22 protein-coding genes and 1 pseudogene are annotated in these 25,168 nt (G+C 59.7%); 15 read left to right on the plus strand and 8 right to left on the minus strand.

Features of this window, described 5'->3' with window-relative positions; genetic code table 11:
* The first annotated feature begins 7 nt into the window (after positions 1 to 7).
* Positions 8 to 1,054, plus strand: a complete 1,047-nt coding sequence (locus OK142_RS16850; RefSeq protein ID WP_498684043.1) for a DUF2332 domain-containing protein — start codon at positions 8 to 10, stop codon at positions 1,052 to 1,054.
* A 17-nt stretch (positions 1,055 to 1,071) separates the two neighbouring features.
* Here the strand turns inward: OK142_RS16850 and OK142_RS16855 are convergent, their stop codons facing one another.
* From OK142_RS16855 to OK142_RS16875, 5 genes are read right to left on the minus strand one after another with little or no spacing between them, the layout of a single operon-like run.
* Complete coding sequence (locus OK142_RS16855; RefSeq protein WP_313608434.1) at positions 1,072 to 1,626, minus strand: sarcosine oxidase subunit gamma; 555 nt, start codon at positions 1,624 to 1,626, stop codon at positions 1,072 to 1,074.
* Entirely contained in the window at positions 1,619 to 4,579 is a 2,961-nt protein-coding gene (locus tag OK142_RS16860; protein ID WP_498684046.1) for a sarcosine oxidase subunit alpha, read from the minus strand. The genes OK142_RS16855 and OK142_RS16860 overlap by 8 nt, the downstream gene beginning before the upstream one ends.
* The gene (locus OK142_RS16865) at positions 4,576 to 4,890 is read right to left on the minus strand and encodes a sarcosine oxidase subunit delta (RefSeq protein WP_137039407.1); all 315 of its coding nucleotides are present in this window, start codon (positions 4,888 to 4,890) and stop codon (positions 4,576 to 4,578) included. The genes OK142_RS16860 and OK142_RS16865 overlap by 4 nt, the downstream gene beginning before the upstream one ends.
* A 13-nt stretch (positions 4,891 to 4,903) precedes the next feature.
* Entirely contained in the window at positions 4,904 to 5,314 is a 411-nt protein-coding gene (locus tag OK142_RS16870) for a hypothetical protein (protein WP_313614565.1), read from the minus strand.
* Complete coding sequence (locus tag OK142_RS16875; protein ID WP_003498360.1) at positions 5,314 to 6,567, minus strand: sarcosine oxidase subunit beta family protein; 1,254 nt, start codon at positions 6,565 to 6,567, stop codon at positions 5,314 to 5,316. Before OK142_RS16875 ends, OK142_RS16870 begins: the two co-directional genes overlap by 1 nt.
* Before the next feature lie 319 nt (positions 6,568 to 6,886).
* On the opposite strand from OK142_RS16875, the gene rpsU reads away from it, so the two are divergent.
* On the plus strand, positions 6,887 to 7,114 hold the full coding sequence (gene rpsU / locus OK142_RS16880; RefSeq protein WP_003498359.1) for a 30S ribosomal protein S21: 228 nt from the start codon (positions 6,887 to 6,889) through the stop codon (positions 7,112 to 7,114).
* A gap of 135 nt (positions 7,115 to 7,249) precedes the next feature.
* Positions 7,250 to 8,146 (plus strand): tetratricopeptide repeat protein, encoded by an 897-nt coding sequence (locus OK142_RS16885; protein WP_003498357.1) that lies wholly within the window; start codon positions 7,250 to 7,252, stop codon positions 8,144 to 8,146.
* Between the two features lie 71 nt (positions 8,147 to 8,217).
* Here the strand turns inward: OK142_RS16885 and OK142_RS16890 are convergent, their stop codons facing one another.
* Complete coding sequence (locus tag OK142_RS16890) at positions 8,218 to 8,484, minus strand: DUF6074 family protein (protein WP_137039406.1); 267 nt, start codon at positions 8,482 to 8,484, stop codon at positions 8,218 to 8,220.
* Positions 8,485 to 8,805: 321 nt separating this feature from the next.
* Here OK142_RS16890 and OK142_RS16895 point away from each other — a divergent pair, with 321 nt between their 5' ends.
* Together OK142_RS16895 and OK142_RS16900 are read left to right on the plus strand one after the other, a co-directional pair.
* Entirely contained in the window at positions 8,806 to 9,084 is a 279-nt protein-coding gene (locus OK142_RS16895; RefSeq protein WP_216333494.1) for an exopolysaccharide production repressor protein, read from the plus strand.
* A 110-nt stretch (positions 9,085 to 9,194) separates the two neighbouring features.
* Complete coding sequence (locus tag OK142_RS16900; protein ID WP_498684051.1) at positions 9,195 to 10,187, plus strand: glycosyltransferase family 2 protein; 993 nt, start codon at positions 9,195 to 9,197, stop codon at positions 10,185 to 10,187.
* 209 nt (positions 10,188 to 10,396) lie between these two features.
* On the opposite strand, the gene OK142_RS16905 is transcribed toward OK142_RS16900, so the two are convergent.
* Entirely contained in the window at positions 10,397 to 11,353 is a 957-nt protein-coding gene (locus OK142_RS16905) for a polysaccharide pyruvyl transferase family protein (protein ID WP_498684053.1), read from the minus strand.
* Between the two features lie 621 nt (positions 11,354 to 11,974).
* Positions 11,975 to 12,370: pseudogene (locus OK142_RS16910) on the minus strand (glycosyltransferase family 2 protein); the annotation flags it as partial.
* Positions 12,371 to 12,489: 119 nt separating this feature from the next.
* Here OK142_RS16910 and OK142_RS16915 point away from each other — a divergent pair.
* The 10 genes from OK142_RS16915 to OK142_RS16960 all read left to right on the plus strand — a co-directional run bounded on the left by OK142_RS16915 (position 12,490) and on the right by OK142_RS16960 (position 25,160).
* Entirely contained in the window at positions 12,490 to 13,968 is a 1,479-nt protein-coding gene (locus tag OK142_RS16915) for a lipopolysaccharide biosynthesis protein (RefSeq protein WP_003498350.1), read from the plus strand.
* A gap of 371 nt (positions 13,969 to 14,339) precedes the next feature.
* Positions 14,340 to 15,485 carry an acyltransferase family protein gene (locus OK142_RS16920; protein WP_137039402.1) on the plus strand — a complete coding sequence of 382 codons (1,146 nt, stop codon included), beginning with the start codon at positions 14,340 to 14,342 and terminating at the stop codon, positions 15,483 to 15,485.
* Between the two features lie 4 nt (positions 15,486 to 15,489).
* Complete coding sequence (gene exoK / locus OK142_RS16925; protein WP_003498345.1) at positions 15,490 to 16,281, plus strand: endo-1,3-1,4-beta-glycanase ExoK; 792 nt, start codon at positions 15,490 to 15,492, stop codon at positions 16,279 to 16,281.
* An 84-nt stretch (positions 16,282 to 16,365) separates the two neighbouring features.
* Entirely contained in the window at positions 16,366 to 17,547 is a 1,182-nt protein-coding gene (locus OK142_RS16930) for a glycosyltransferase family protein (protein WP_498684055.1), read from the plus strand.
* Between the two features lie 17 nt (positions 17,548 to 17,564).
* Positions 17,565 to 18,563, plus strand: coding sequence for a glycosyltransferase family 2 protein (locus OK142_RS16935; protein ID WP_003498341.1), 999 nt, complete (start codon positions 17,565 to 17,567; stop codon positions 18,561 to 18,563).
* A complete protein-coding gene (locus OK142_RS16940; RefSeq protein ID WP_498684057.1) occupies positions 18,560 to 19,504 on the plus strand; it encodes a glycosyltransferase family 2 protein in 945 nt (314 codons plus the stop codon). The genes OK142_RS16935 and OK142_RS16940 overlap by 4 nt, the downstream gene beginning before the upstream one ends.
* The gene (locus OK142_RS16945) at positions 19,504 to 20,523 is read left to right on the plus strand and encodes a glycosyltransferase family 2 protein (protein WP_498684059.1); all 1,020 of its coding nucleotides are present in this window, start codon (positions 19,504 to 19,506) and stop codon (positions 20,521 to 20,523) included. The genes OK142_RS16940 and OK142_RS16945 overlap by 1 nt, the downstream gene beginning before the upstream one ends.
* An 82-nt stretch (positions 20,524 to 20,605) precedes the next feature.
* Entirely contained in the window at positions 20,606 to 21,511 is a 906-nt protein-coding gene (locus tag OK142_RS16950; RefSeq protein ID WP_035243292.1) for a UTP--glucose-1-phosphate uridylyltransferase, read from the plus strand.
* A 108-nt stretch (positions 21,512 to 21,619) separates the two neighbouring features.
* Positions 21,620 to 23,968: a polysaccharide biosynthesis tyrosine autokinase gene (locus OK142_RS16955; RefSeq protein WP_313608426.1), complete on the plus strand. Its 2,349-nt coding sequence runs from the start codon at positions 21,620 to 21,622 to the stop codon at positions 23,966 to 23,968.
* A 247-nt stretch (positions 23,969 to 24,215) separates the two neighbouring features.
* Positions 24,216 to 25,160, plus strand: coding sequence for a 2-hydroxyacid dehydrogenase (locus tag OK142_RS16960; RefSeq protein ID WP_082185122.1), 945 nt, complete (start codon positions 24,216 to 24,218; stop codon positions 25,158 to 25,160).
* Positions 25,161 to 25,168 lie beyond the last annotated feature (8 nt).

Raw genomic sequence — 25,168 nt, forward strand, 5'->3', positions numbered from 1 at the left:
CGGCCAAATGCATGACGAAGCCGTAAGGAATGCGTTTCTCGCTCAGGCAAGAGCCTGCGACAGCCTCGGCTCGCCCTTTACCGCGCGGCTATGCCGCGCGGTGGCGACACGGCTGGACCGACAGACGGAGGTTGGCGAGAGGATTTTGTCCTGGCCCGGCGATGTCGGCCCGTCCGGTGATTCCGCACCCCTGCGGCTCGCCGGCGCGCTACATGCGCTTGTCATCGAGGACAAAATCGCGCCGCTGGTCGATATTGCGCCAGAAAACGAAGATGCACTCTGGCAAGCCTGCACAGACGCCCTGCGTTTCCATGCAGCCTTCATCCTTGAAAGGCTGAAATCACCGCCGCAAACCAATGAAGTCCGCCGTTCCGCCGTGCTGTTGCCGGGCTTTCTCACACTGGCAGAGCTTACCGGCAAACCACTGGTTCTTTCCGAGGTCGGTGCGAGCGCCGGCCTCAACCTGCAATTTGACCGTTACCAATATCGCCTTGGCGATCTTGCCTGGGGCGAACAATCCGAGGTCTTCATGTCGCCGGAATGGCGCGGAAACGCGCCGCCCAATACGCCAATTGAGATCATCGAGCGCGCCGGCTGCGATCTCAACCCGCTCGACCCGTCCTCAATCGAGGACCGTCTGCGGCTAATCTCCTATGTATGGGCCGATCAGACCGACAGGCTGGAGCGGACGGCGGCTGCCCTGCGGATTGCTGTGGAAAAGGGTTTGCATGTCGAAAAGGCCGACGCAATCGACTGGCTGAAGCGCCGCCTTGCCACGCAACATCCGGGTGCTGCCCATGTCGTCTATCATTCCATCGCTTGGCAATATCTGCCGGACGCCTTGAAACAGACAGGCGAGACACTGATTGCCGAAGCAGGCGCCCATGCCACGCCGGACGCTCCGCTTGCCCGGCTGCAGATGGAAGCGGATGCGACACCGGGAGGCGCCGCCATTACCCTGCAAATCTGGCCGACCGGCGAAAAGCAGGAAATCGGCCGTGCCGATTTCCATGGGCGATGGGTGGAATGGCGGGGATGGAAGAACAGGGCCTAGGCAAGGTGGGCGGCGGCTTAAACCGCCACGTCCTGCGCCGCCTCCTGTAGCAGGCCGCCGACATATTCGGCGAAGGAGCGCCAGCACTCCACCCGGAACGTATCGTCAGCCACGCGCAGCAGCACGACTTCCGCCTTGCCGAAAACCGTGCGCGAGCAGGCTCCCACCGGGAATTTTTCGAGCGATAGTTCCTGCGGGCAACCGGCATTGAGCGCCGCCTCAGCGCCGGGACCGGAGACGATGACGGCCGTGTTGCGGTGGGAGATGTCGGTTGCCGAAAACAGGCCGGAAACGCCGGCGAAGGCCGCCATCAGGTCGCTTTCGCCCTGATCGATCACCAGCCATTCATCCGGACCGAGCCAGAGAGCGGAACGCAGGCCTGATGTTACCGAGGCTTTCGGGCTGGTGGGCAAGGCAAGGCCGAGCGCCTCTGACAGGGCCGGCACGGCGCTTTCCCGTGCCCGGAGTGATAGCCGCGAGGCGGAAGCGGCCGGTTTCAGCGAGACGAAGGGCGAGCCGCCGTGGAAATCCTCAAGGACGGATTTGCGTTTTGCGTGAAGCGTGTCAGCCATTGAGACGGGCTCCTTCCTTGTCGAGGAAGACCATGTCGGTCACTTCGACGGCAATGGTTTTATCGGCGAGCGGTATATAGAGCGTTTCGCCCATGCGCGCCCTGCCATCAGCCACCAGCGCAAATGCAATGGAGTGGCCGAGATTTTCCGACCAGTAGGCGGATGTGACATGGCCGAGCATGGTCATGGGTTTCGGCTGGTTCGGATCGACAACGATCTGGCCGCCTTCTTCGGGAACGGTCAGCCGGTCCTTTGTCTTCAGGCCCACAAGCTGCTTGCGGCCGGAGCGCATCAGATCCGGGCGCTTCAGACCGCGGATACCGACGAAATCCGTCTTCTTTTTCGAAACCGCCCAGGCGAGCCCGGCATCATCAGGCGTCACCGTGCCATCGGTATCCTGCCCGACGATGATGTAGCCCTTTTCCGCACGCAATATGTGCATGGTCTCGGTACCATAAAGGCAACCGCCCACGGCTTCGGCCCTTTCGCGGATCGCGGTCCAGACGGCCGCGCCGTAATCGGCCGGAACGTTGATTTCGAAACCCAGTTCGCCGGTGAAGGACACGCGGAAAAGCCGCGTCGGCACGCCGCAGAAGGTGCCTTCGGCCACCGCCATATGCGGGAAGGCCTCCGGGGAAAGGTCGATACCCTCGACGAAGGGCGCAATCACCTCGCGCGCCTTCGGTCCCTGCACGGCAATCACCGCCCATTGTTCGGTGGCCGATGTCAGCCAGACGTTGAGATCGGGGAATTCGGTCTGGAGATAATCCTCCATATGCTGCAGCACGCGCGGCGCACCGCCCGTCGTCGTCGTCACATGGAAACGATCCTCGGCGAGACGCCCGACAACGCCGTCATCATAAACGAAACCATCCTCGCGGGTCATGATACCGTAACGGCAGCGGCCAGGTTTCAGCGTATCCCAGGCATTGGTGTAGATGAGGTTCAGGAACCTCGCCGCATCCGGTCCGACAACCTCGATCTTGCCGAGTGTCGAGGCATCGAACACGCCGACGCTTGTCCGAACCGTTTTGCATTCGCGGTTGATGGCCTCGTGCATGTCCTCACCCGGGCGCGGGAAGAACCATGCACGCTTCCAGTTGCCGACATCCTCGAAGACCGCACCGGCAGCCAGCTCTTCCTCATGCATTGGCGTCTTGCGGGCCGGATCGAACAGCGCGCCGCGTGAATGGTTGATGAGCGTGCCAAAGGTGACCGGCGTATAGGGCTGGCGGAAGGTGGTGAGACCGACCTTCGGCAGATCCCGCCCAAGCGCTTCAGAGGCGATGGCAAGACCGTGCATGTTGGACATCTTGCCCTGATCGGACGCCATGCCATTGGTGGTAAAGCGCTTGATATGTTCGACGGAGTGCATGCCCTCGCGCACGGCAAGGCGAATATCCTTGGCGCAGACATCGTGCTGGAAATCGATGAAGGCCTTGACGCCCGTGCCCTCGCCTGCCCCTTCGGCAGCGCCGATCATGCCGCCGGTCCAGGCCCGCGCATTCTCGCCGGAAAACTCCACGGCGCCACCGCCAGCAGCGGCAGCCTCGGCAATCAATGCGGTGAGATCGTCCGTGCCGTTGCAGGCGCCGACGGACACACAATTCTGCACATGGATATCCGGCAGGAAGCGCTGGTTAGCCGCGTCAAACTTCAGTTTGCCGCGCGATTGCGAAAAGAGATGCACCGAAGGCGTCCAACCGGCCGAAACGACGAGCGCATCGATGGCGATCTTGCGCTTGTTCGAGCCGCCATTGCGGCCAACGGTCATGGAAGAAACGCGCAGGCGTCCCGCCGTGTCGTAAACACTATGGCCGGCCAGCACTTCAATGCCCAGAGCCCGCGCCTCGTCCAGCAGCCGTGCATCAGGGTTCTCGCGGCAATCGACGATGGCGGCGATCTTCACGCCTGCCTTTTTCAGATCGAATGCCGTTTCATAAGCGGAATCATGGGCGGTATAGACGCCGACATTATTGCCGACGCTCACGCCATAGTGGTTGAGATAGATACGGGCGGCAGAGGCCAGCATGATGCCGGGACGGTCATTATTGGCAAAGACCATATGGCGCTCGATCGCACCTGCCGCCAGGACGACCTTCCCGGCGCGGACCTGCCACAGTCTCTCGCGCGGCTGGTGTCTGGCCGGCGTGGCGAGGTGATCGGTCACGCGCTCCGCGAGCGCCACGAAATTATGGTTGTAATAACCGAAGGCCGTGGTGCGGGTCAGAACACGCACATTGGGCAGGGATTTGAGCTCGGCCAGAACCTTTTGCGCCCAGTCATAGCCGGGCAGGCCGTCTATGACCGTGCCGGTATCGAAACGCAACGCGCCGCCAACTTCGGCATTCTCATCAACCAGAATGACGCTGGCGCCAGTTTTCGCAGCAGTGAGAGCTGCCGTCAGACCGGCAACGCCGCCGCCGGCCACCAGCACGTCGCAATGGGCGTATCGGCCGGAATAGTGGTCCGCATCCGGCTCGCTCGGCGCCTTGCCTAGACCGGCGGCGCGGCGGATGATCGGTTCATAGATTTTATGCCAGGCGGCCTTCGGCCACATGAAAGTTTTGTAGTAGAAGCCGGCCGCAAACATCGGCGACAGGAAATCGTTGATCGCGCTGATATCGAAGGACAGCGACGGAAAGCGGTTCTGTGAGGCGATGATCGCGCCGTCGAACACATCCTGCACCGTGGCGCGGACATTCGGTTGCTTGCGCATGCTGTCACGCGAGACGTCGATCAGCGCATTCGGCTCTTCCGGACCTGCGGAGAGAAAGCCGCGCGGCCGGTGATATTTGAACGAACGACCGATCAGATGCACACCGTTTGCCAGAAGCGCGGATGCGACCGTGTCGCCTTCCAGCGCCTGATAGATCTTGCCGTCGAAGGTGAAACGCGCGGTTCTGGCGGGTGTCAGGCGGCCAGCGCCCTTGATGCGATAAGCGCCGCTCATTGCGCCTCTCCCTTCTCTCCGGAAAGAACCGTCTCGACATCCGGCTTCGGTTCGCCTGCCTTGTAGGTCATCAAAAATTTATCGCTGACGGAATCGCGGGCGGCGTTAAAGAACCGGCCGCAACCGTGAATGTGACGCCAGCGCTCGAAAACGAGACCCTTGTCATTGTCGCGGATGAAGAAATATTCGGCGAAGGCCTCGTCAGAAATATCGGCGATGTTTTCCGGTCTCGCGATATGGGCTTCACCCGCCCAGCGGAATTCGAGTTCGGAACGGTCTTCCCGGCAATAGGGGCAATGGATCAGAAGCATCGTCGCTCCACCTTCAAAGAGAACTTTCCGGAAGCATGCTTCCGGCGGGTTGGTCACACAGCCGCTTTCCCATCGCAACGAAGGGGGAAAGCCGCTTCAAGAGCTGCTCGAAATTATCGAATGGTTTCAGCGCCGAGGCCCGACCCATATTGATGATGGCAACCGCCATCATGTCGGTGTCGATCGCGAAGGGTTCGTCCTGTTCGCCATTCTCCTTCTCGCCGACGAAATAGACGAGCTTCTCCATCAGGCTTGGCGCGCAGAGAAGCAGGCCTTTTTCCGCCACGAAGGGCCAGTCGCGTTCACCCTGCATCCTGCGGATTTGCTGGCTGCGAAAATCGTCCGCCTCGGGAACGAAGCTGCCTGCGGGCACGACGGCCGCCGCACCCGACATGTTGGCCGCAACCAAAGCCGCCGCCAGCATCAATGCGCCACCGCGGCAGCGGCGGCCTCATCGATCAGACGTCCGGTGCGGAAGCGGTCGAGTGTCAGACCGGCCGCCAGACGATGCGGCTCGCCACGGGCGATCAGATGCGCAAACAGGTTGGCGGAGCCCGGCGTCGCCTTGAAACCACCCGTTCCCCAGCCGCAATTGACGAAGAGATTGGGCACCGGCGTCACGCTCTGGATGGCGGAACGATCCGGCGTGTTGTCGGTGATGCCGCCCCATTGCCGCATCATCTTGACGCGGCGGAAGATCGGGAAGAGCTCGCAGATTGCATCCAGCGTATGGGTGATGATCTGCAGGCCGCCGGTCTGGGAATAGGAGTTGTATTGGTCGGTGCCCGCGCCGATGACCAACTCGCCCTTGTCGGATTGCGAAATATAGGCGTGGACCGTGTTGGACATCACCACACAGGGGAAGATCGGCTTCAGCGGTTCCGACACCAGCGCCTGCAGCGGGTTGGAATGCAGGGGTACGCGCACATCCGCCATCTTCATCACGATGGAGGAGTGACCGGCGGCGGAAACGCCGATCTTCTTCGCGCCGATGAAACCGCGATTGGTTTCAACACCCGTCACCGCACCGTCCGGCCCGCGCCTGATGGCCGTGACCTCGCAATTCTGGATGATGTGCACGCCGCGATCCGAGGCCGCCCGCGCGTATCCCCAGGCGACCGCATCATGGCGCGCCGTGCCGCCGCGACGCTGGAGCGCGGCGCCATTGATCGGATAACGGGCATTGCCGGAAATATCGAGCGGCGGACAATATGCTTTTGCCTGTTCGGGCGTCAGCCATTCATTGTCGATGCCATAAAGGCGGTTTGCGTTGATGTGCCGGCTGAAGGATTGCCGGTCATGAATATTGTGCGACAGCATCATCACGCCGCGCGCCGAATACATGACGTTGTAATTGAGATCCTGGCTCAGGCCTTCCCACAGTTTCAGGGAATGCTCGTAGATATCCATGCTCTCTTCATAGAGATAATTAGAGCGGATGATGGTGGTGTTGCGGCCGGTGTTGCCGCCGCCGAGCCAGCCCTTTTCCAGCACCGCGACATTGGTGATGCCATGTTCCTTGGCAAGATAATAAGCGGCTCCAAGACCGTGGCCGCCGCCGCCGATGATGATGACGTCATAGTCCTTGCGCGGCTCGGGCGACGCCCATTGCGCATCCCACCCTTTATGACCCCGCAACGCCTCGCGCGCCACGGCAAAAACGGAATATTTGCGCATTCGCTGTCTGCTCCTCAAGAACCGGCCAGAAGCCGGACATCACGGCGCCGGCACGTACAATACACATGGCAAATCGGGACCGGAGGCAATATCCCTTTTGCGACGCGGCGATGGTTTTGTTTTGACATGACGGGAAGAAAGACGGGACGGTCGCATTTTAGCGGTTGTTTGCGGGTTACCGGCTGGACTTGCCGCAAATGATCTGATAATGCACGTCACCAATCGCACGGCCAAAACGGCCTAGCGAACGATTTTGTGTTTGCGCGCGAATGCCTTTATTCGCGCAGCAAGATAACCAGATAAAAGGAACGGGATTCACGTGCAGGTACTAGTCCGCGACAATAACGTTGATCAGGCGCTTCGCGCTCTCAAGAAAAAGATGCAGCGCGAAGGCATTTTCCGTGAAATGAAGATGCGCGATTATTACGAAAAGCCTTCCCAGAAGCGCGCTCGCGAAAAGGCTGAAGCCGTTCGCCGCGTTCGCAAGCTGGCACGCAAGCGTGCGCAGCGCGAAGGTCTGGTTGCGGCCCCGCGCGCAGGCCGTTAATAGGCCGTCTTTTGGACGTTTTTGAATGCTTGTTGGGCGGGGGCGATCTATTCGCCGCCGCTCTTTGTGTTTGTGGCCGGAGACCGATCGTGGGACAACGATTATGAGACCGGCCTGCGAGGGAACCCACACCGAATGACCGCTGTTGATGCCTGTGTTGTAAACAACTCCGATGCCTCCACGCGCCGGGTACCGCTGAGAAACAACAAGCGGCTTCATCTTTCCCTTGTCGTCTGCACCGTTCTTGCCGGACTTTCCGGTTGCGCGACGTCCAACCAGACGGATGATGTCTTCAGGATCGACCGCGCCCAGGGCTCGCAGGAAAACATCGCCTCGCTCACCTCGGTCATCAACGCCAATCCGCAGGATCCCGAGGGCTACAATGTCCGTGGCTCGGCTTACGGCCGCGCCGGTGATTCCCGCCGCGCCATCGAGGATTTCAACAAGGCGCTGCAGCTTAACCCGCGCTTTTATCAAGCCTATGCCAACCGCGCGCTGGTCTACCGCAATTCCGGCCAGCAGCAGCAGGCCCTGCAGGACTATAATGCGGCCCTGCAGATCAATCCGAGCTATGACGTGGCGCTGATCGGCCGCGGCAATCTTTACCGTCAGTCCGGACGCGTGAACGAGGCTTTTAACGATTTCTCCCGCGCCATCGAGCTGGAAACCACCGATGGACGTGCATGGCACAATCGCGGCCTGATCTACCAGCTGCGCAACCAGCACGCCCAGGCAATCGAGGACTTCTCCAAGGCCATCTCGCTCTCCTCGACCTCGCCGGAGCCCTATAATGGTCGCGGTCTTTCCTATGTCGCGCTGAACGACGATGAAAACGCCTTCGCCGATTTCAACCACGCCATTTCGCTCGACGGCAACATCGCGGAATCCTGGGCGAACCAGGCGCTGGTCTATGAGCGACGCGGCGAGATGGCCAAGGCCGCCAAGTCCTATGGACACGCGGCCCGGCTCGATCCTAAATACAAGCCCGCGCTGGATGGCGTTGCCCGCACACGCGGCGCCAGCGCTTCCTGATCAAACACGCATAAACAAAAAAGCCGGCGGTGCGACACTGCCGGCTTTTTTTATGAGGAAATGCGAGGGCCTCAATGGCTGTCGCGACGGGCCTCGGGTGCGGCATCGCCCGCCCACAATTCCGCCTGCACCGCATTCTGAAACTCCATGACCTCACGCCGCATGGCCGCGTCGTCATAGCCAAGGCCCGTCAGATAGGCCGCCAGTTCACGGCACTCCCTGCGCCAGAAGTCGTTCGCCTCCACACCATGCAGCTGGTCGAGCATGGTTGCACACCGTTTTACGTCGGCAATACGGTTCTTTGCCGGAAAGGCGATTACTTCTGAACTCGTCGTCACGCGGGCACCCTGCTCTGTCTGAGGAATCAATACCGACTTTTTTAAAGGTGAGATGGTTAACGAAGTCTGCAGAGGAAGGGAGAAGGCTGGTTTTACGACGGACGGCGGGCCGAACCCCATGTTTTAGGCCGGCACGATGCGGGCAAATCGCCGATTACCGAGGAATTTACCAATCAAGATTACCGAAATTTCATGCCATGGCAGATAGAAGAAGTATATGTGTGTTGAAACAACACCGGTCTCATCGTATATTTCTTGCAAAGAAAAAAAATGCCGCAGCGCAGCCAAAAATGGAGAAGTCGTTCTCGGGAGGAGAGCACCATGTATGCACCTCGTGTTTTTTTCAGCATGATCGGTGCGTTGCTTATCTTTGCGGTTGCCACATATTTCATTCACGGGTCGTTCTATACGGCGTTTATCCAGACCCTCATCTGCGCCGTCATTCTGCAAACCGGTTATTTTATTGCAATTCTGGTCCTCGTCGCCCGCGAGAAGCGCCGCATGCGCGAAACTTTTCTGCGCGATCGCGGCGCCGAGAATGTGACAGCGGATAGCGCAAGCAGTGCCCCGCCGCACGGCGCGAAACTGACCGATATGTGACCTTCCACGCAGATTCTTTTATTGCGCCGCAAAAAAATCACTTGCATCCTCACCCCTGACACTTTCTGCTGGCCAAATCCTGACGGTTCGTCACAGCAGAAGGACATTTCATGGTGAGCGGTTCACAGCCCATTTGCGTCATCATCGCTGCAAAAAACGCATCCGAAACGATCGATATCGCCATCCGCTCCGCCCTCGTGGAACCGGAGGTCGCCGAAGTGGTGGTGATTGACGATGGCTCCACCGATGCGACGAGCGACGTGGCGCATGCGGCGGATGACGGCACGGGCCGTTTGCGTGTGGTGCGGTTCGAGATCAACCGCGGCCCCTCGGCTGCCCGCAATCACGCGATCTCGATTTCATCTTCGCCGCTCATCAGTATTCTCGATGCGGACGACTTCTTTTTCAGGGGTCGTTTTGCAGCCATGCTCGCCGATGATGACTGGGACCTTGTGGCCGACAATATCGCCTTCATCCAGCAATCGGTTGCGGGGGCATCCTCCATGCAGCCTGCCCGCTTCGAACCGCAGGCACGTTTTCTATCGCTGACGGAATTCGTGGAAGGCAACATTTCCAGACCCGGGGTCGAGCGCGGAGAGACAGGCTTTCTCAAGCCAGTGATACGCCGCGCTTTTCTGGACAAACATGCATTGCGTTATGACGAGGCTCTACGGCTCGGTGAAGATTATGAGCTTTACGTGCGCGCACTTGCCGCCGGCGCCCGCTACAAGGTCATCCGCCATTGCGGTTACGGCGCGATCGTTCGCGGCAATTCGCTGAGCGGGCGTCACAGCACCGAGGACCTTCGACGTCTATACGAAGCGGACAATGCCATTCTCGCCGGCTGCACGCTTTCCGCCGGTGAGACGGCGATCCTGCGCGAGCACGAAAAACATGTCCGCGCCAAATTCGAACTCCGCCATTTTCTGGATGCGAAAAAGCAGAAAGGTATGGGCGGCGCGCTGACCCACGCCCTGTCGCGCCTGCCTGCCCTGCCCGCCATCACGCACGGCATCTGGACCGACAAGACCGCCCGTTTCCGCAAACCGGTGCAGCCGGTACGGGATGTTCGCTACCTTCTCGACGGTACGCCGGTTTCGTGAGGGAAAAGGCGCGGGATTAGGGGAGACAACTTTGCCCAACGCTCCGTCGTCATCCTCGGGCCTGTCCCGAGGATCCAACCACCTATCGTAAAATCAAACGGTTGCAGATGCTCGGGACAAGCCCGAGCATGACGGCAGAGAGATTAGAGGATAGTATCCTTAGGTTGGGAGCGGCAGAAAATTCCCCGCCGCACCCGTTGCTTCCGCCCTCAAAGATAATCTCGCTTGATCGTTTCCAGCACGGCGGAAAAACGCTCCTTGCGCTCTTCCAGCCTGCCATCCGGGCTGAGACGCGGCTCGGCACGGCTTGCCTGCCAGAGCGCCAGTGTGGAAGGGGCGGCCAGCACCTGCTTGGCCAGTTTGCGCAACGAACGTGATTGCGTTTCCTGCGGCCGCACCAGCACATCACCCTCATGATGCGCCGGAACAGGACCGGTCTCGGCGATGGCTGGGGCTGGCGGCGGCGGGAAACTCATGCCCCAGAAACGCGAGCCCTTTTTTGCTGCCTCGGCACGGGTCGAAACCGGCACGTAACGCGGCTGATATTCCACACCGACGGTGCCTGCCCAATCGCTCCATTTGAAGCTGTTGATCGAGGGAGATGTGGTGACTGCCACCCATGGCACGCGGAACGCATCGGCGAGAATTGCGCCATGCATGGATTCCGCGACGATGAATTCCGACTGGGCGATGGCGCGGATGACCGACTTGGCCTCGCCGCGCGGGTCGAGATAAGTCAGCCCGGCCGGCTCACAGACCGTTTCCCACATGCCGAATTCCGCCGATTCCCAATGGGGCACGAAGGTCTTCTTGTAGAGCTTCGGCAGGCCTTTGAAATCAGCCATCTCGGTTACCATGACGGCGGGATCGACAATGCCCTTTTCGGCCGCGAGCCCGAGCTTGGCCGCGGTTTTTTCGCCGCGCACGCAGCGTATATCCCAGAACTCGGTGCTGATGTCAGGCACTGCGCCATAGCCATAACCGCTACCGATGACCAGCTTGCGCTGTTTTGCGGGCAACAGGACATCATTGAGAACGGTGCCGACGCCGACAAGCATCACATCTTCATGCACGTCGCGCAGACCGGGGAGCAGAAAATCCCACAGCCACAGATTGAGATCATCACCGAAATTGCCGTGATGCGATTCCCAGTGGTAAGGTTTCATGAGGTCACTCCTGGGTGAAAAACATATAAATTCTTACGGGCGAAAATTCGCTCACCTTGTTCGCACGATTTTTCCTGCGCCAAGCTCGAAAGCGGCACGCAGAAGTGCCGGATCGCGCATCGCCCACTTCAGAAGCAGCCCGAATTCGGGCACCTTGCGCCGTTTCAGATTGCCCGCCTGGCTCCACAGCGCCTGTTTGCGCGCCGTGTTTTTATAGGAAGCAATGGAGGCCACATCGGCCGGCCGCCGCGCAAATCTACCCTCCAGAGTATCGAGCGCCACCCAGGTATTGAACTGCTGGCGCAGGAATTCCGGCGAGGTATTGTCGATGCTGTGGAAGATGTTGACGCCCATGCCGCGCATCGCGCCGGCATCGTCACACAGAAGCGTCCGCTTCGATGCGAGAATGCAATCACAGAAAAAAAGCACGTCTTCCGCAGCCAATCTCAGCGCCGGGTCGAAGCGAATCTTTTCAAACAGGGGGCGGCCAATCACCATGCAGGAGAGATGCAGGAAGCTCCAGTTGCGCAGCATCACACTTGCCAGATCCGGCAGTTCGATCACCAGGGGCCGCTCCGAAAGCCGTGCCGCACCCTCGTTCTTCTCCAGTTCGGAAATGGCGAAATGGTAATAAAATTCGTCACTTGCCTGCATGGACGCCCAGTAGCACTCGCCACCGAAAGTCCTCAGCGCGGAGGCCGCATTCTGGAGATGATCCGGCGTCCACATGTCGTCCGAATCGAGAAATGCCACGTAGTCGCTACCCGCAGGAACATTGTCGAGGCCGGTATTGCGCGCACCGCCCGGGCCGGCATTGGCCTGTTTGATGACGATAATTCGGTCTATCTGTTCCTGCGAAAGTTCCGCAAGTTCCTTGTCTATCGGGTACGGCGATTCGTCATCGACGATGACAAGATCGAAATCCTGGTAAGTCTGCGCAAAAACCGATGCGAGTGCACGTCCAAGAACCCCGTGCTGCTTTTGGTAGTAGGGAATGACGACAGTAAATCTTGCCATTGTTTCGCCCCTTGCGTTGATCAAGAAGTGTCGGGCCCGATCCTGAAAACGGCCCCGATGGTATCGGCAACTCCCAACCGGCGATCCTCCCCGCCGGCCTCCAGAAACAGGATGCTTGTATGCCCCCAGCTCCAAATGTAAAGACCATCACCACGAATGTCGGTTGGAGCGTCCTGTCAAAGACAGGCACATTCGGGCTTAAATTTGTCACCGTTCCCATTCTCGCGCGACTGCTTTCACCGGAAGAATTCGGTGTGGTGGCGGTAGGACTAACGGTTGTACAGTTTCTGACCATGATCGCCGGTGCGGGGCTGACCTCCGCGCTGATCGTCGAAAAGGAAGAGGATATGGATACGATCCATACCGTCTTCTGGGCCAATCTGGCGATTTCCTGCACCATGGCCGCCGTCCTCTACATATGGGCGGAGTTTTTCGGCGGGCTGCTGGGTGCGGTGGAAAGCGCCTATCTGCTGCGCATCATGGCCTTCCTCATTCCGCTGCAGCTGGCGGGCGATGTCGCTTATTCGCTGCTTGCCCGGCGCATGAATTTCAGCAAGGACGCGCTGTGGAGCATGGCGTCCGAAAGCATCGCGGCTGTGGTCGCCGTCGCTCTCGCCCTTCTCGGTTTCGGCGTCTGGGCTCTCATCATCCAGCTTTTTGCCGCCGCCCTCATTCGGCTCGTCGGGCTTTACGCCGTTTCCCGCTATTGCCCGCGTTTCGTCATGAAACCGCGCCGCCTCGTGCCGCTTCTCGGCTTCAGTTCCGGCCTGATGGGGTCGGAAATCGCCAATTTCGTCACCTTCCAGTCACCGATGGTGGTGATCGCCCGGCATCTCGGCCTTGCCGATGCGGGCGCCTATTCCGCCTCCAACCGCTTTGCCAGCATTCCCAATCAGGTCGTGCTGTCAGCCGTCATGGGTGTTCTGTTCCCCGCCTTCAGCCGAATGATGGACGATCCGCAGCGCCGGCGTGATGCGCTGATGTTCAGCACGCAGGTGCTGACCGTGCTGCTTGCGCCGATGATGTTCGGCCTATGGGCGGTGGCCGAGCCGGCCATGCTGGTGATCTTCGGACAGAACTGGGCCTATGCCTGGCCGGTTCTCGGTCTTCTTGCCCTGTCAAAGGCCATTCTGACACCGTGCAGCACCTTCATCCCCTATCTCAAGGGCGCGGGTTATGGGCGCGTGCTGTTCTGGTCGGCGACGATCCGTGCGGTCGTCACCACCGTCGCGGTCTGGGCAGCCGCCGTCTACGGCACATTGATCGATGCGATGATATGGCTTTGCATCGTCAATGCGGTCACTCTCGTCGCCTATTCCTGGGCCGTGTTCAAGGCAAGCGATACGCCCTTTTTTAGCGGTCTCTACATCAGCAGCAGACCCATGATTGCAGCACTGGTGATGGCGGTTTCGGTGCGTTACCTGCTTCACGTCCTTGCAGACCGTATCCCCAATGCGACCGTTCAGGTCCTCGTGGGAGCGGCAGTTGGCGGCGTCATCTATGGCGTGCTGATCCTGCTCACGGAACGCACGCTGTTGAAGAAGATCCTCGGCATGGTGAAATCGCGGCGAATGCGGGAGAACGCAACCCAAGGTTAACGTCACGCCTGCAAAACGCGCCTCATTTCCGCCGTTAACCGGCCATCGCTGCGGCGAATTCGTCTATGGCGGTGGGGCGTGAAACCATTGTTTTTGCGGCGCAGCATCACGACAAATGACAAATTCACACGCTTCAGCGATTTTTAACGATAGCTGAAATTACAAAAAACACATCTATTTCAGCTACTTGACTTTGCGAAGGCGCGAGGGAGGCCACGAAGCCAGACATTCACCCGCAAAATCTAAGCTTGTGTTTTTCCCGCGTCGCCACATTTTATCCCAAAGTCGAAACCAGACTTTCCAGTGCGGGCTTAAGTTCGCTCTGGTTGCAACGCGGCGTGGGTGGACGCCGCCCAATAGGGGTGACTGATGTGACTGTCGATCAGAACCTATCCTCCCGTATCAATTTGATGCGCATCTTGCTGATCTCCGGGATCGTGTTCGTCCATGTGCCGCACGATGCCGAAACCAGCCCTTTTCTTGGCCTTTACGGCTTCTTCGACTGGCTGCGGGTTTTTCTGGGCGACGCCCTGTTTCGCATCGGCGTGCCCTGTCTCAGCGCCATTTCCGGTTATCTGCTGTTTCGCCGCGGCATGAGCGGTTTCGATTATCCGGCGACGATACGCTCCAAGTCAAAAACCGTGCTGCTGCCCTTCCTCCTCTGGAATGGCGCGCTGTTTGCCGCCGTTTTGCTGATCCAGGTCTTCGACGTGGGTGTGGGCTATTTCCCGGATCTCTGGAATGCCAGCCCGCGTGAAATCATCAGCCATGGAACCGCGCTCGAGGAACTGCCGGTGAATGTGCCGCTTTATTTCCTGCGCGATCTGTTCGTCTGTATCCTGCTGTCGCCAGTGCTCGCCTTTCTCATGCGCCGCTTTGCGCTGCCGACGCTTGCCATCCTGCTCTTCATCACCGCCATGCCGGATCTGACGATCTTCATCGTTCAGAAGAAGTCCATCCTGTTCAGCTTTTCGCTCGGCATTGCGCTCGCGCTCCACCGCATCGACGTCAAGGCGCTCGACCCCTATGCCCTGCCGATCATGGCGCTGACCTTCGCCGCCTCTGCCGTGCTGGCGACGGGCCTCTATTTCACCGGGCCGGAATTCACCTTCTGGCTGAACATGTCGCGCAATCTGCTCGCCGTCTTCGGCGCGCTCGGTTTCTGGGCATCGTCTGCGCTCTTGATCCGCAGCAGGCTTGGCCGGCGGCTTTCCGAAACCGGAAGCCTGAGCTTCTGGATATTCTGCGCCCATTACCCGTTGCTTGTCATCATGTGGATGGTTTGGAACAAGGGCGGACCCGATTTCTACCCCGCCTTTTATATCAGCGCGACGCTTTCCGCCTTTGTCATTCTGGTGATCAGCAACGCCCAGACCCGCAAATACCTGCCGGCCGTCTACGCCGTACTGACCGGAAGCCGGAGCGGCAAACGCAAGACGGCCGATTTTGCCACAAAACGGGCTTCCATGATCGGGCCGCCTACATCCGAAACGCTTTATTCGCAACGACAGAGGTGAACCAATGACAACATTTGTCACCCGCGTTCAGACACGCATTCTTCTTGCCGCCGCCCTGCTGGCGGCACCTTTCACGACACCGAGCCAGGCACAGGAAGGCAACGGCGCCTCCTTCATCGAGAACTTCGATGCCATGGACAGGTCGTTCTGGTACGTATCAGACGGCTGGAACAACGGTGCACATCAGAACTGCACCTGGTCCAAGAAACTGGCCACGGTCGAAAACGGCCAACTGACCCTTGGTTTTGAAGAAGGCAAGGCCGGCGAGCGCAACTTCACCTGCGGTGAAATCCAGACCAAGGGGCGTTATCGCTACGGCACCTATGAAGCACGGATGAAAGCCGCCACCGGTTCCGGGCTGAACTCCGCCTTCTTCACCTATATCGGCCCGACCGACAAAAAGCCTCACGATGAAATCGACTTCGAGGTGCTGGGCAAGAATACCGGCAAGGTACAGCTCAACCAGTATGTTTCCGCCAAGGGCGGCAATGAGAAGCTGGTGCCGGTGGAAGGCGGAGCCGATGCAGGTTTCAACGACTATGCATTCGTGTGGGAGCCGCAGCGCCTGCGCTATTACGTCAACGGCCAGCTCGTCCACGAAGTGACGGACGAGACGAAAATCCCGCAGAACGCCCAGAAGATATTCTTCAGCCTGTGGGGAACGGACACGCTGAAGGACTGGATGGGTGCCTTTTCCTATTCCGGCGCAACACAGATGACCGTCGACCGGTTTGCCTTCACGGCGCTCGGCGACAAATGCCAGTTTCCCGAATCCATCGCCTGCGCCCTTAACTGACTGCATTTTTGAACCGACGCGCTTTTTTGAACCAAAACATAAGCTGCTGCGTCTTTGACGCATGAACCCAACCGGAACCCCTGCATGACCCATGTTCTTTATCTCGCGCATGACCTGTCGGACCCCGCCATTCGCCGGCGGGTGCTGACCTTGCTTGCGGGCGGGGCGCAGGTGACGCTGGCGGGTTTCCGGCGCGGACAGAACAGGCTGGCGGAGATCGAGGGCGTCGTACCCGTCGTTCTCGGGGAAACGGCCGATGGGCAGTTTCTTCAGCGCATGGCGGCTGTAGCGAAAGCCAGCCTCTCGCTGGGCAAAACCTTGCGCGGCATACCCACACCGGATGTCATTCTTGCCAGAAACCTGGAGATGCTGGCTCTCGCGAAACGGGCCGTGTCTCTCTACGACCGCCGGCCGGCGCTGGTTTATGAATGTCTCGACATTCACCGCCTGCTTCTCAACAAGGGCAAGCCCGGACAGATGCTGAATGCCGCACAGCGTTACTTCGCACGCGACGCGAAGCTGCTGATCACCAGTTCTCCGGCATTCGTAGACCATTATTTCAAGCCCGTATCCGGCCTCAACCTCCCCGTCCTGCTGCAGGAAAACAAGGTTCTGGCGCTCGACGCCACCGTTGCCGCCACGCCGCAACCACGCGCCCCTGCCCTCGGCGAACCATGGAAAATCGGCTGGTTCGGCGCGCTTCGCTGCCGCAAATCGCTCGAAATCCTCGCCGATTTTGCGAAGCGCATGGATGGCAAGGTCGAAATCATCCTGCGCGGCCGCCCGGCCTATTCGGAATTTGCGGATTTCGATGGCTTCGTGGCCGCCGCCCCGCATGTGCATTTCCACGGTGCCTACAAGAACCCCGAGGATCTGGCCGCCATCTACAATGAAGTGCAGTTCACCTGGGCGATCGACTTTTTCGAGGAAGGCCAGAATTCGAGCTGGCTTCTGCCCAACCGGCTCTACGAGGGCTGCCTTTACGGCACCCTGCCGATTGCACTGGCAGGCACGGAAACTGCCCGTTTCATCGAAAAGCGCGATATCGGTTTTGCCCTGCAAAATGCGGGAGCTGACGATCTGGCCGCTCTTTTCAACAGCATGACGCCGCAAACCTACGCGGAAGCCTTCGGCGCCCTCTCGGCGCTCGATAAAAAACAATGGCTGACCGACCGCGACGATTGCCGTCAGCTGGTCCAGCAATTGTCCTCTCTCGCCAAATCCGCTTCCGGCCATGCCCGGCAAGCGCAGTTTTCACCCGTGTAGTGCGTAGGGGGCAAATCATGGAAGGTCTTGGTCATTCCGGCATCAGAACTCTGATCGTCATTCCCTGCCTCAATGAGGCGAGGACGATCGAGGGGCTGCTCAATAAATTCACGGCTGCGATGCAGGGGCGTTTTTTCCGCATCGTTGTCGCCGATGGCGGCAGCACGGACGGCACCCGCGACATCGTTTCAGCCTTCGCCGCAACGGATGACCGCGTCACGCTTCTCGCCAATCCCAAGCGCATCCAGAGCGCCGGCATCAACCTTGCCGTTGCCACTTTCGGCGAGGATTTCGATTATCTCATCCGTATCGACGCCCATGGCGATTATCCGGATGATTATTGCCAGCGTCTGATCGAGGATGCCGATCGCACCGGTGCGGATTCCGTCGTCGTCGCCATGGACACGGTCGGACACGGCCTCTTCCAGAAAGCGACGGCAATCGCCCAGAATTCCAAGCTCGGCAATGGCGGCTCCAAACACCGCGAAGGCGCGAAAGGCCACTGGATCGACCATGGCCACCATGCGCTGATGCGGATTGCCGCCTTCGATGCGGTCGGCGGTTACGATGAAAGCTTCAGCCACAATGAGGATGCCGAACTGGATTTCCGGCTGCGCAAATCCGGTTTCCGCATCTGGATGACCGACAAAACCCGCATGACCTATTATCCCCGCGCCAGCGTCATGCCGCTCTTCAGGCAATATCTCGCTTATGGCCGCGGCCGCGCGAAGAACCTTCTGAAACACCGCTCGATCCCGAAAATCCGCCAGATGATTCCGCTCGCCGTTCTGCCGGTTTTCGTGCTTGCCTTGCTGTCGCTTGTGCATTGGGCCGCACTTATTCCGCTCGGCCTCTGGATCGCCGCATGTCTGGGTTATGGCTTGTGGATGGCAATAGGTCAGAAGAACCCATACGGCCCGCTCGCCGCCTTTTCCGCAATGGTGATGCATCTGGCGTGGTCCACCGGCTTCTGGCTGGAACTCCTGAAATTCCGGGGAAGAAAGGCTGTCTCATGACCGACAACACCGTCGCCAACCCGCAATATTCCAAAACCGTCGATATCGGCATTTGCACCTACAGACGTCCGGCGCTCGTCGCCACACTTCTGTCACTCTTCGAACTGGAGGTGCCGGAAGGCGTGAAAGTTCGCCTGATTGTTGCGGATAATGACGAGGAGCCGAGCGCCAGGGCCAGTGTGGACCGCCTGCGCGAAACCGCCCCCTTCGAGATCACCTACGTGCATTGCCCGAAGTCGAATATTTCGATTGCCCGCAACGCCTGCCTGTCGGAATGCCAGGCGGACTATCTGGCCTTCATCGATGATGACGAGACCGCGCCGCCGCATTGGCTGGCTGCCCTTCTGGAAAAGGCCGACGAAACCGGCGCGGAAACCGTTCTCGGCCCGGTAACGGCAGTTTACCGTGAAAACGCCCCGGGCTGGATGAAACGCGGCGATTTTCACTCGACCGTTCCCGTCTGGGTAAATGGCGAGATCATCACCGGCTATACCTGCAACACGCTTCTCAAGATGGATGCGCCATCGGTGAAGGGCCGGCGTTTTGCGCTGGCGCTCGGCCAGAGCGGCGGTGAGGACACGCATTTCTTCTCGCATCTTCATGCTGCAGGCGGTCGCATCGTCTTTGCGGAAAAGGCCGTGCTCTCCGAGCCGGTGCCGGAAAGCCGCGCCCGTTTCATGTGGCTTGCCAAACGTCGTTTCCGCTCCGGCCAGACCCATGGCCGTGTGCTTGCTGAAAAGAAACCAGGCGCAAGGCGCGTGATGCAGGTGCTGAAGGCGGGATCGAAAGTGCTCTATTGCGCCGTCTTTGCCGTATTGAACGGGTTCAACGCCGTGCGCCGCAACCGTTATGCGCTGCGTGGCGCTTTGCACATGGGCTCGGCCAGCGGCGCTTTCGGGGTGCGTGAAATCCGCCAGTACGGCGCGGTGGAGGCGACCTGATGGAAAACCTCACATCGCAACCCGCCGATATTTCCGGTCTCGGACCGGATATCAGCTTCGTCATCGCCGCCTATAATGCCGCCGATACGATCGAAGCCGCCATTCAGAGCGCGCTCGACCAGCAGGGCGTGACGCTGGAGGTTATCGTCGTGGACGACCGCTCCTCTGACGAAACGATCCAGCTTGTCGAAACCATTGCCGCCACCGATCCGCGTGTGCGGCTGCTTGCGCTCGAACAGAACCTCGGGCCGGGCGGCGCACGCAATGCCGGCATCGAGACCGCGACCGGACGCTGGATCGCCGTGCTCGATTCAGACGATGTCATCCGCTCCGAACGCGCCGCCTGCATGATGTGCCGGGCGGAAGCCGCCAATGCCACCATCGCGGTCGACAATCTCGATGTCGCTTATATGGACGGCAGGCAGATGGAGACAATGTTTCCGGAAGAGTTTCTGGAGGAACGACCGGTCCTCACCCTTGAGGACTTCATTTCCTCCAACATCCTTTTCCGCTCCACGTTCAACTTCGGTTACATGAAGCCGATGTTCCGGCGCGATTTCCTTGATAACGAGGGGCTGCGTTTCCGCGAGGATATCCGCATCGGCGAGGACTATATCCTGCTTGCCTCGGCGCTTGCCGCCGGCGGCCTCTGCGTCATCGAGCCGAAGCCGGGTTATGTCTACAACATCCGCGAAGGCTCGATCTCGCGCGTGCTCGAAATTCATCACGTTGAAGGGATGATGCGGGCGGATCAGGAGTTTCTGAGCCATTACGCATTGCTGCCCGCTGCGATGGATGCACAGCAGGCAAGAAGCCGCAGCCTGCGGCTCGCACATAATTTCCTGACCTTGGTGGAAGACATCAAGCGCCGCTCGATTATCGGCGCGCTGAAGACAACAATCAGAGATCCCGCCGTGCTGGGCCATTTGAGAATGCCCATTGCCGTGCGGCTGAAGAGGTTGCGGGACGCGATGTTTGCGCCCGCGGCAAATACTGGGGTGAAAAGGCAGATTTCGTAAAATTTGTGAGCGGACAAATCTGTGCGCGGAGAAATCTGCAAGCGGACTGGGGACAGATCAAACCTTGATGAAGGAGAACGCGATGGACCTGAACAAAACTGTCAGAAAAGCCGTCATTCCCGTAGCCGGCAACGGCACGCGGTTTTTGCCCGCCACCAAGGCGATGCCGAAGGAAATGTTGACGATCGTCGATCGGCCGGTCGTGCAATACGCCGTCGATGAGGCCATGCAGGCCGGTATCGAGCACATTATTTTCGTAACCAGCCGCAACAAGACCGCCATCGAAGACTATTTCGACAGCGCGCCCGAGCTTATCAACACGCTCACCCGTTCCGGCAAAACAGTGCAGGTATTGCAGCTTGAAAAGATGCTGCCAGTCGCGGGCACCGTCAGCTACACGCGCCAGCAGGTGCCGCTCGGCCTCGGCCACGCCGTCTGGTGCGCGCGCGAACTGGTGGGCAAGGAGCCTTTCGCACTGCTTCTCCCGGATATGGTTTCCTATGGCGCACGCGGCTGCATTGCCGGGCTGATGGAACTTTACGACGAGGTCGGCGGCAATATTCTCGGTGTTGAAGAATGCCTGCCGGAAGAAGTGTCGTCCTATGGCGTCGTCGGTGTCGGCCAGAAGGTCAATCACGGCTTTGCGGTCACCGAAATGGTCGAGAAGCCGGAACCATCCAAGGCGCCTTCGAATTATTACCTGAACGGCCGTTATATTCTGCAGCCGGAAATCTTCGATATTCTCGCCAAACAGGAGCGCGGCGCGGGCAATGAAATCCAGCTGACCGACGGCATGAAGCGGCTCGCCGAGAAGCAGGCCTTCCATGCGCAGAAATACACCGGGCGCACATTCGACTGCGGCAGCAAGCAGGGCTTCATCGCCGCCAATGTCGCCTTTTCGCTCATGCGCGCCGATATGGAGGCCCAGGTTCTCGCTTCCGTGAAGGAACTGGTCGCAAACCACGAAAGCCGCGTCCAGGCGGCCTGACTTTAATCGCGCCGCCGGGGAGGCGGTCGGCGCACCAATAACGGGGGGCGGGAAGGCGAGCCAAGGCTCGGCTTCCCGCGTACCATTTTTAATTCACAAGGTAGGTCCATGCACCACAAGACCTTTAAATCCAATATCGGCTTTCCGGATCCCGGCAAGGATGCCGACACGTTCATCGACCTCGACCGCCTGTGGGCCGCCGTGGTTCGCCGTGCCAATGTCATTGCCGCCTCGGTCATCGCCGCCGTGGTTCTGGCCGGCCTTTATCTGGTGCTTGCGACCCCCGTTTACACCGCGATGACGCAGGTGCTTCTGGATGAAAGCCTTTCACGCTACGCGGAAGAGGAATCGCCGGTTCCCGCCGCCCAGATCGTCGACAACCGCATCGCCAGCGCCGTGGAAATCCTGAAATCAAAGGAAATGGCGCTGACCGTGGTCGACAAGGCCAGGCTTTATGAGAATGACACCATCGTCAATCCGCCGATGTCGCCGGTGGAACTCGTAAAATCCTCCGTGCGCGGCATCGTTGATCTCATCCTGCCGGGCGACCCGCCCGCTTCCGAGGCCGCAATCCGCGCCGGACGCCGCGAAAAGGCGGCCGCCGTGCTGCAGCAATCGCTGACGGTGGAGCGTGTCGGCCGCAGTTCGGTCATCGCCATTTCCACCCGCTCGACGGACCGGCAGCTTGCAGCACAGATCGCAAAAACCTATGCGCAAGCCTATCTGACGGAACAGCTGAACGCCAATTTCGATGCCAGCGAGCGCGCCTCCGTGTGGCTGCAGGAACGCATGACCGACCTCAACCAGCGTGCCCAGGCGGCCGAACTGGCGGTGCAGAAATTCAGGTCGGACAATAACATCGTTTCCTCGCGCGGCGAGCTGATGTCGGAAAGCCAGCTTGCCGATCTCAACGGCCAGCTTATCGCCGCGCAGGCGGATGCCGCGACCGCGTCGGCTCGTTATGGCCAGTACAAATCCATAATCGACCGTGGTCCGGATGCAGCCGTCGACAATGCGGTCGTTTCCGCACGCGACACCGACAATTCCGTCATTCAGGATCTTCGCAAACGCTACATTACAATCTCTGACCGTCTGCAGGGCGTCGCGCAGCAATTCGGCGCCGATCATCCACAGGCCGTTGCGCTGGACAGCGAAAAGAAAGAGGTTGCGCGCCAGATTTATCAGGAACTGCAGCAGCTGACCGGCAGCCTGAAGAACGAATATGAAGTTTCCAATTCCCGCGTGCAGTCGCTGCGCGACAGCATTGACCGTGTTGCCGGCAACAACTCGCAGGCCAATGTCACCATGGTGCAATTGCGCGAGCTGGAGCAGCGGGCAACCGCGTTGCGCACGCTCTATCAGTCCTATCTCGGTCGTTTCGAGGAGGCTTCGCAGAAGCAGTCGCTGCCGATCGCCAAGGCCCGCATCATTTCCGAAGCAGGTCTGCCAACGGCGCCTTCCAGCCCGAAAAAGACCATGACCATGGCGCTTTCGGTTATCCTCGGCCTGATGCTGGGTGGCGGCATTGCAGCGCTTCTCGAATTCCGGGATCGTTTCTTCCACACCGGCAACGATGTGCGCGACAATCTGCGCATGCGTTTTCTGGGCTATCTGCCCTTTATCGGGGAAAGGGGCGTGGAGCCGGCAAAAACCGGCACCAGCGCAGCCACCCCCGGCAGCGAGAACACCACCCTCGACGAAAGCGGCCAGGTCTCGTTCCAGAAGATGCTGCGCCTTGCCGTTGACAGCCCGCGTTCCAGCTTTGCGGAGACGCTTCGCAATGTGAAGCTGACGGCGGATGTCGTCATTCAGGAACGCCAGTGCCGGGTCATCGGCGTCATCTCCTGCCTGCCGAACGAGGGCAAGTCGGTCGTCGCACTCAATCTGGCCGGGCTGATCGCCTCCACCGGCAAACGCACGCTGGTGGTGGATGCCGACATCCGCAACCCCGGCCTCAGCCGAATGCTGACGACACGGCAATCCGCCGGTCTGGTGGAGGTTGTCCTCGACGAAATCCCGTGGACGCAGGCGGTGAAGGTCGACACCCGCACGAAGATGGGCATCTTGCCGGTTTCGACCAGCAACCAGTTCGCCCATTCAAGTGAATTGCTGGCTTCCTCCGGCATGCGCAAATTCATCGAATCGGCGCGAGAGGCCTGCGACTACATCATCGTTGACCTCGCACCGGTTGTTCCCGTCATCGATGCGAAAGCCTTTGCGCCGCAGGTCGACGGTTTTGTCTTCGTCACGGAATGGGGCAAGACGCCGATCCAGATGGTGCAGAACCTGATGGCGAATGAACCCCATATCGCCAACAAGACGCTGGGCATCGTGCTCAACAAGACCGACATGACGGAATTGCAGCGTTATGCCGGCCCGGGCGGTTCGGAGCACTACCATGAGAGCTTCTCGGCCTATTACGGCGACGCCAAGCCTCCGGTGAAGGAGAACGCTTAAGCGTTGATCCGCCGCAAGGTGGCAGCGGACACAACCCGAGAACCTCTCCGTCATCATCCTCGCCCTTGAGGCGAGGATGATGACGAGGGCTGAGAACGGGTGCAGCATTTTTTAGACTGCCGATGGCCAGAAAATCGTCTTGCCGAAAAATCTCTTCGGCGTGAATTTCGCCGTCCGACCTATGGCATTGCCTCCCGAAATTGCGCATTGATGACGGAAAGAGCAATCGCAGGCAGGACCGAATTTCATGTCATCACCCATCGCCTTTGTTTCGCGGATGAATGCGGAGACGGAAACCGTCTGGAAGGAGGCGCTGCGCGCCGCGATGCCGCAGGAGCACATTCTTTCCTTTTCCGAACTCAGCGAAGAACAGCGGCGCATGGTGGAATTCGCCATCGTCGCCAATCCCGATCCGGCAGACATTGCAGCACTTCCGGGCCTCACATGGATCCACAGCCTGTGGGCCGGCGTCGAACGGCTCGTGCTGGAACTGGGAGAGAAGGCACCGCCGATTGTCCGGCTGAAGGACCCGGAGCTTTCGCGTGTCATGGCGGAAGCCGTGCTGGCATGGACATATTATCTGCAGCGCGACATGCCCGCCTATCGCGACAACCAGCAAAAAGCCCTCTGGCAAGAACTCGACTATCGCCATCCGGGCGAGATGACCATCGGTCTGCTCGGCCTCGGTGCACTCGGCGTGGCTGCGGCGGAACGCCTGCTTCACGCGGGCTTCAATGTTACGGGCTGGAGCCGCTCGTCCAAGGCAATCGAGGGGGTGGAAACGCTGACGGGCGATGACGGGCTGCAAGGATTGCTGGAGAAAAGCGACATCCTCGTCTGCCTGGTGCCGCTCACCGATGCGACGCGCGGTCTCGTGAACGCCAGCCGCCTCGCCGCAATGAAAAACGGCGCCGCGATCATCAATTTCGCCCGCGGAGCCGTCATCGTCGCCGACCACCTGATCGCGGCGCTTGATTCCGGCAAGCTTTCGCACGCGGTCCTCGATGTGTTCGAACAGGAACCACTGCCTGCAGCATCACCATTCTGGCAGCACCCGAAGGTCACCGTGCTGCCGCATATTTCCGCGCCGACCAGCCGGGAAAGCTCGGCACGGATCGTCGCCGGCAATGTCCGGACATGGCGCGAGACGGGCACCCTGCCGGAAACGGTCGATATGGCGCGCGGTTACTGAGACAGGAC

The sequence above is a fragment of the Agrobacterium sp. BT-220-3 genome, assembly GCF_025910175.1.
Classification (GTDB): Bacteria; Pseudomonadota; Alphaproteobacteria; order Rhizobiales; family Rhizobiaceae; genus Agrobacterium; species Agrobacterium oryzihabitans.

What these genes read in the sequence shown, in the direction of transcription:
- OK142_RS16870 (WP_313614565.1), bottom strand. Translation starts at nt 5,314, where the DNA reads ATGCTGGCGGCGGCTTTGGTTGCGGCCAACATGTCGGGTGCGGCGGCC.
- OK142_RS16940 (WP_498684057.1), top strand. Translation starts at nt 18,560, where the DNA reads ATGACCGACAACACCGTCGCCAACCCGCAATATTCCAAAACCGTCGAT.
- OK142_RS16955 (WP_313608426.1), top strand. Translation starts at nt 21,620, where the DNA reads ATGCACCACAAGACCTTTAAATCCAATATCGGCTTTCCGGATCCCGGC.
- OK142_RS16875 (WP_003498360.1), bottom strand. Translation starts at nt 6,567, where the DNA reads ATGCGCAAATATTCCGTTTTTGCCGTGGCGCGCGAGGCGTTGCGGGGT.
- OK142_RS16900 (WP_498684051.1), top strand. Translation starts at nt 9,195, where the DNA reads ATGGTGAGCGGTTCACAGCCCATTTGCGTCATCATCGCTGCAAAAAAC.
- OK142_RS16930 (WP_498684055.1), top strand. Translation starts at nt 16,366, where the DNA reads ATGACCCATGTTCTTTATCTCGCGCATGACCTGTCGGACCCCGCCATT.
- OK142_RS16915 (WP_003498350.1), top strand. Translation starts at nt 12,490, where the DNA reads ATGCCCCCAGCTCCAAATGTAAAGACCATCACCACGAATGTCGGTTGG.
- OK142_RS16950 (WP_035243292.1), top strand. Translation starts at nt 20,606, where the DNA reads ATGGACCTGAACAAAACTGTCAGAAAAGCCGTCATTCCCGTAGCCGGC.
- OK142_RS16865 (WP_137039407.1), bottom strand. Translation starts at nt 4,890, where the DNA reads ATGCTTCTGATCCATTGCCCCTATTGCCGGGAAGACCGTTCCGAACTC.
- OK142_RS16905 (WP_498684053.1), bottom strand. Translation starts at nt 11,353, where the DNA reads ATGAAACCTTACCACTGGGAATCGCATCACGGCAATTTCGGTGATGAT.
- OK142_RS16960 (WP_082185122.1), top strand. Translation starts at nt 24,216, where the DNA reads ATGTCATCACCCATCGCCTTTGTTTCGCGGATGAATGCGGAGACGGAA.
- OK142_RS16860 (WP_498684046.1), bottom strand. Translation starts at nt 4,579, where the DNA reads ATGAGCGGCGCTTATCGCATCAAGGGCGCTGGCCGCCTGACACCCGCC.
- OK142_RS16885 (WP_003498357.1), top strand. Translation starts at nt 7,250, where the DNA reads ATGACCGCTGTTGATGCCTGTGTTGTAAACAACTCCGATGCCTCCACG.
- OK142_RS16850 (WP_498684043.1), top strand. Translation starts at nt 8, where the DNA reads ATGCATGACGAAGCCGTAAGGAATGCGTTTCTCGCTCAGGCAAGAGCC.
- OK142_RS16935 (WP_003498341.1), top strand. Translation starts at nt 17,565, where the DNA reads ATGGAAGGTCTTGGTCATTCCGGCATCAGAACTCTGATCGTCATTCCC.
- OK142_RS16895 (WP_216333494.1), top strand. Translation starts at nt 8,806, where the DNA reads ATGTATGCACCTCGTGTTTTTTTCAGCATGATCGGTGCGTTGCTTATC.
- OK142_RS16945 (WP_498684059.1), top strand. Translation starts at nt 19,504, where the DNA reads ATGGAAAACCTCACATCGCAACCCGCCGATATTTCCGGTCTCGGACCG.
- exoK (WP_003498345.1), top strand. Translation starts at nt 15,490, where the DNA reads ATGACAACATTTGTCACCCGCGTTCAGACACGCATTCTTCTTGCCGCC.
- OK142_RS16855 (WP_313608434.1), bottom strand. Translation starts at nt 1,626, where the DNA reads ATGGCTGACACGCTTCACGCAAAACGCAAATCCGTCCTTGAGGATTTC.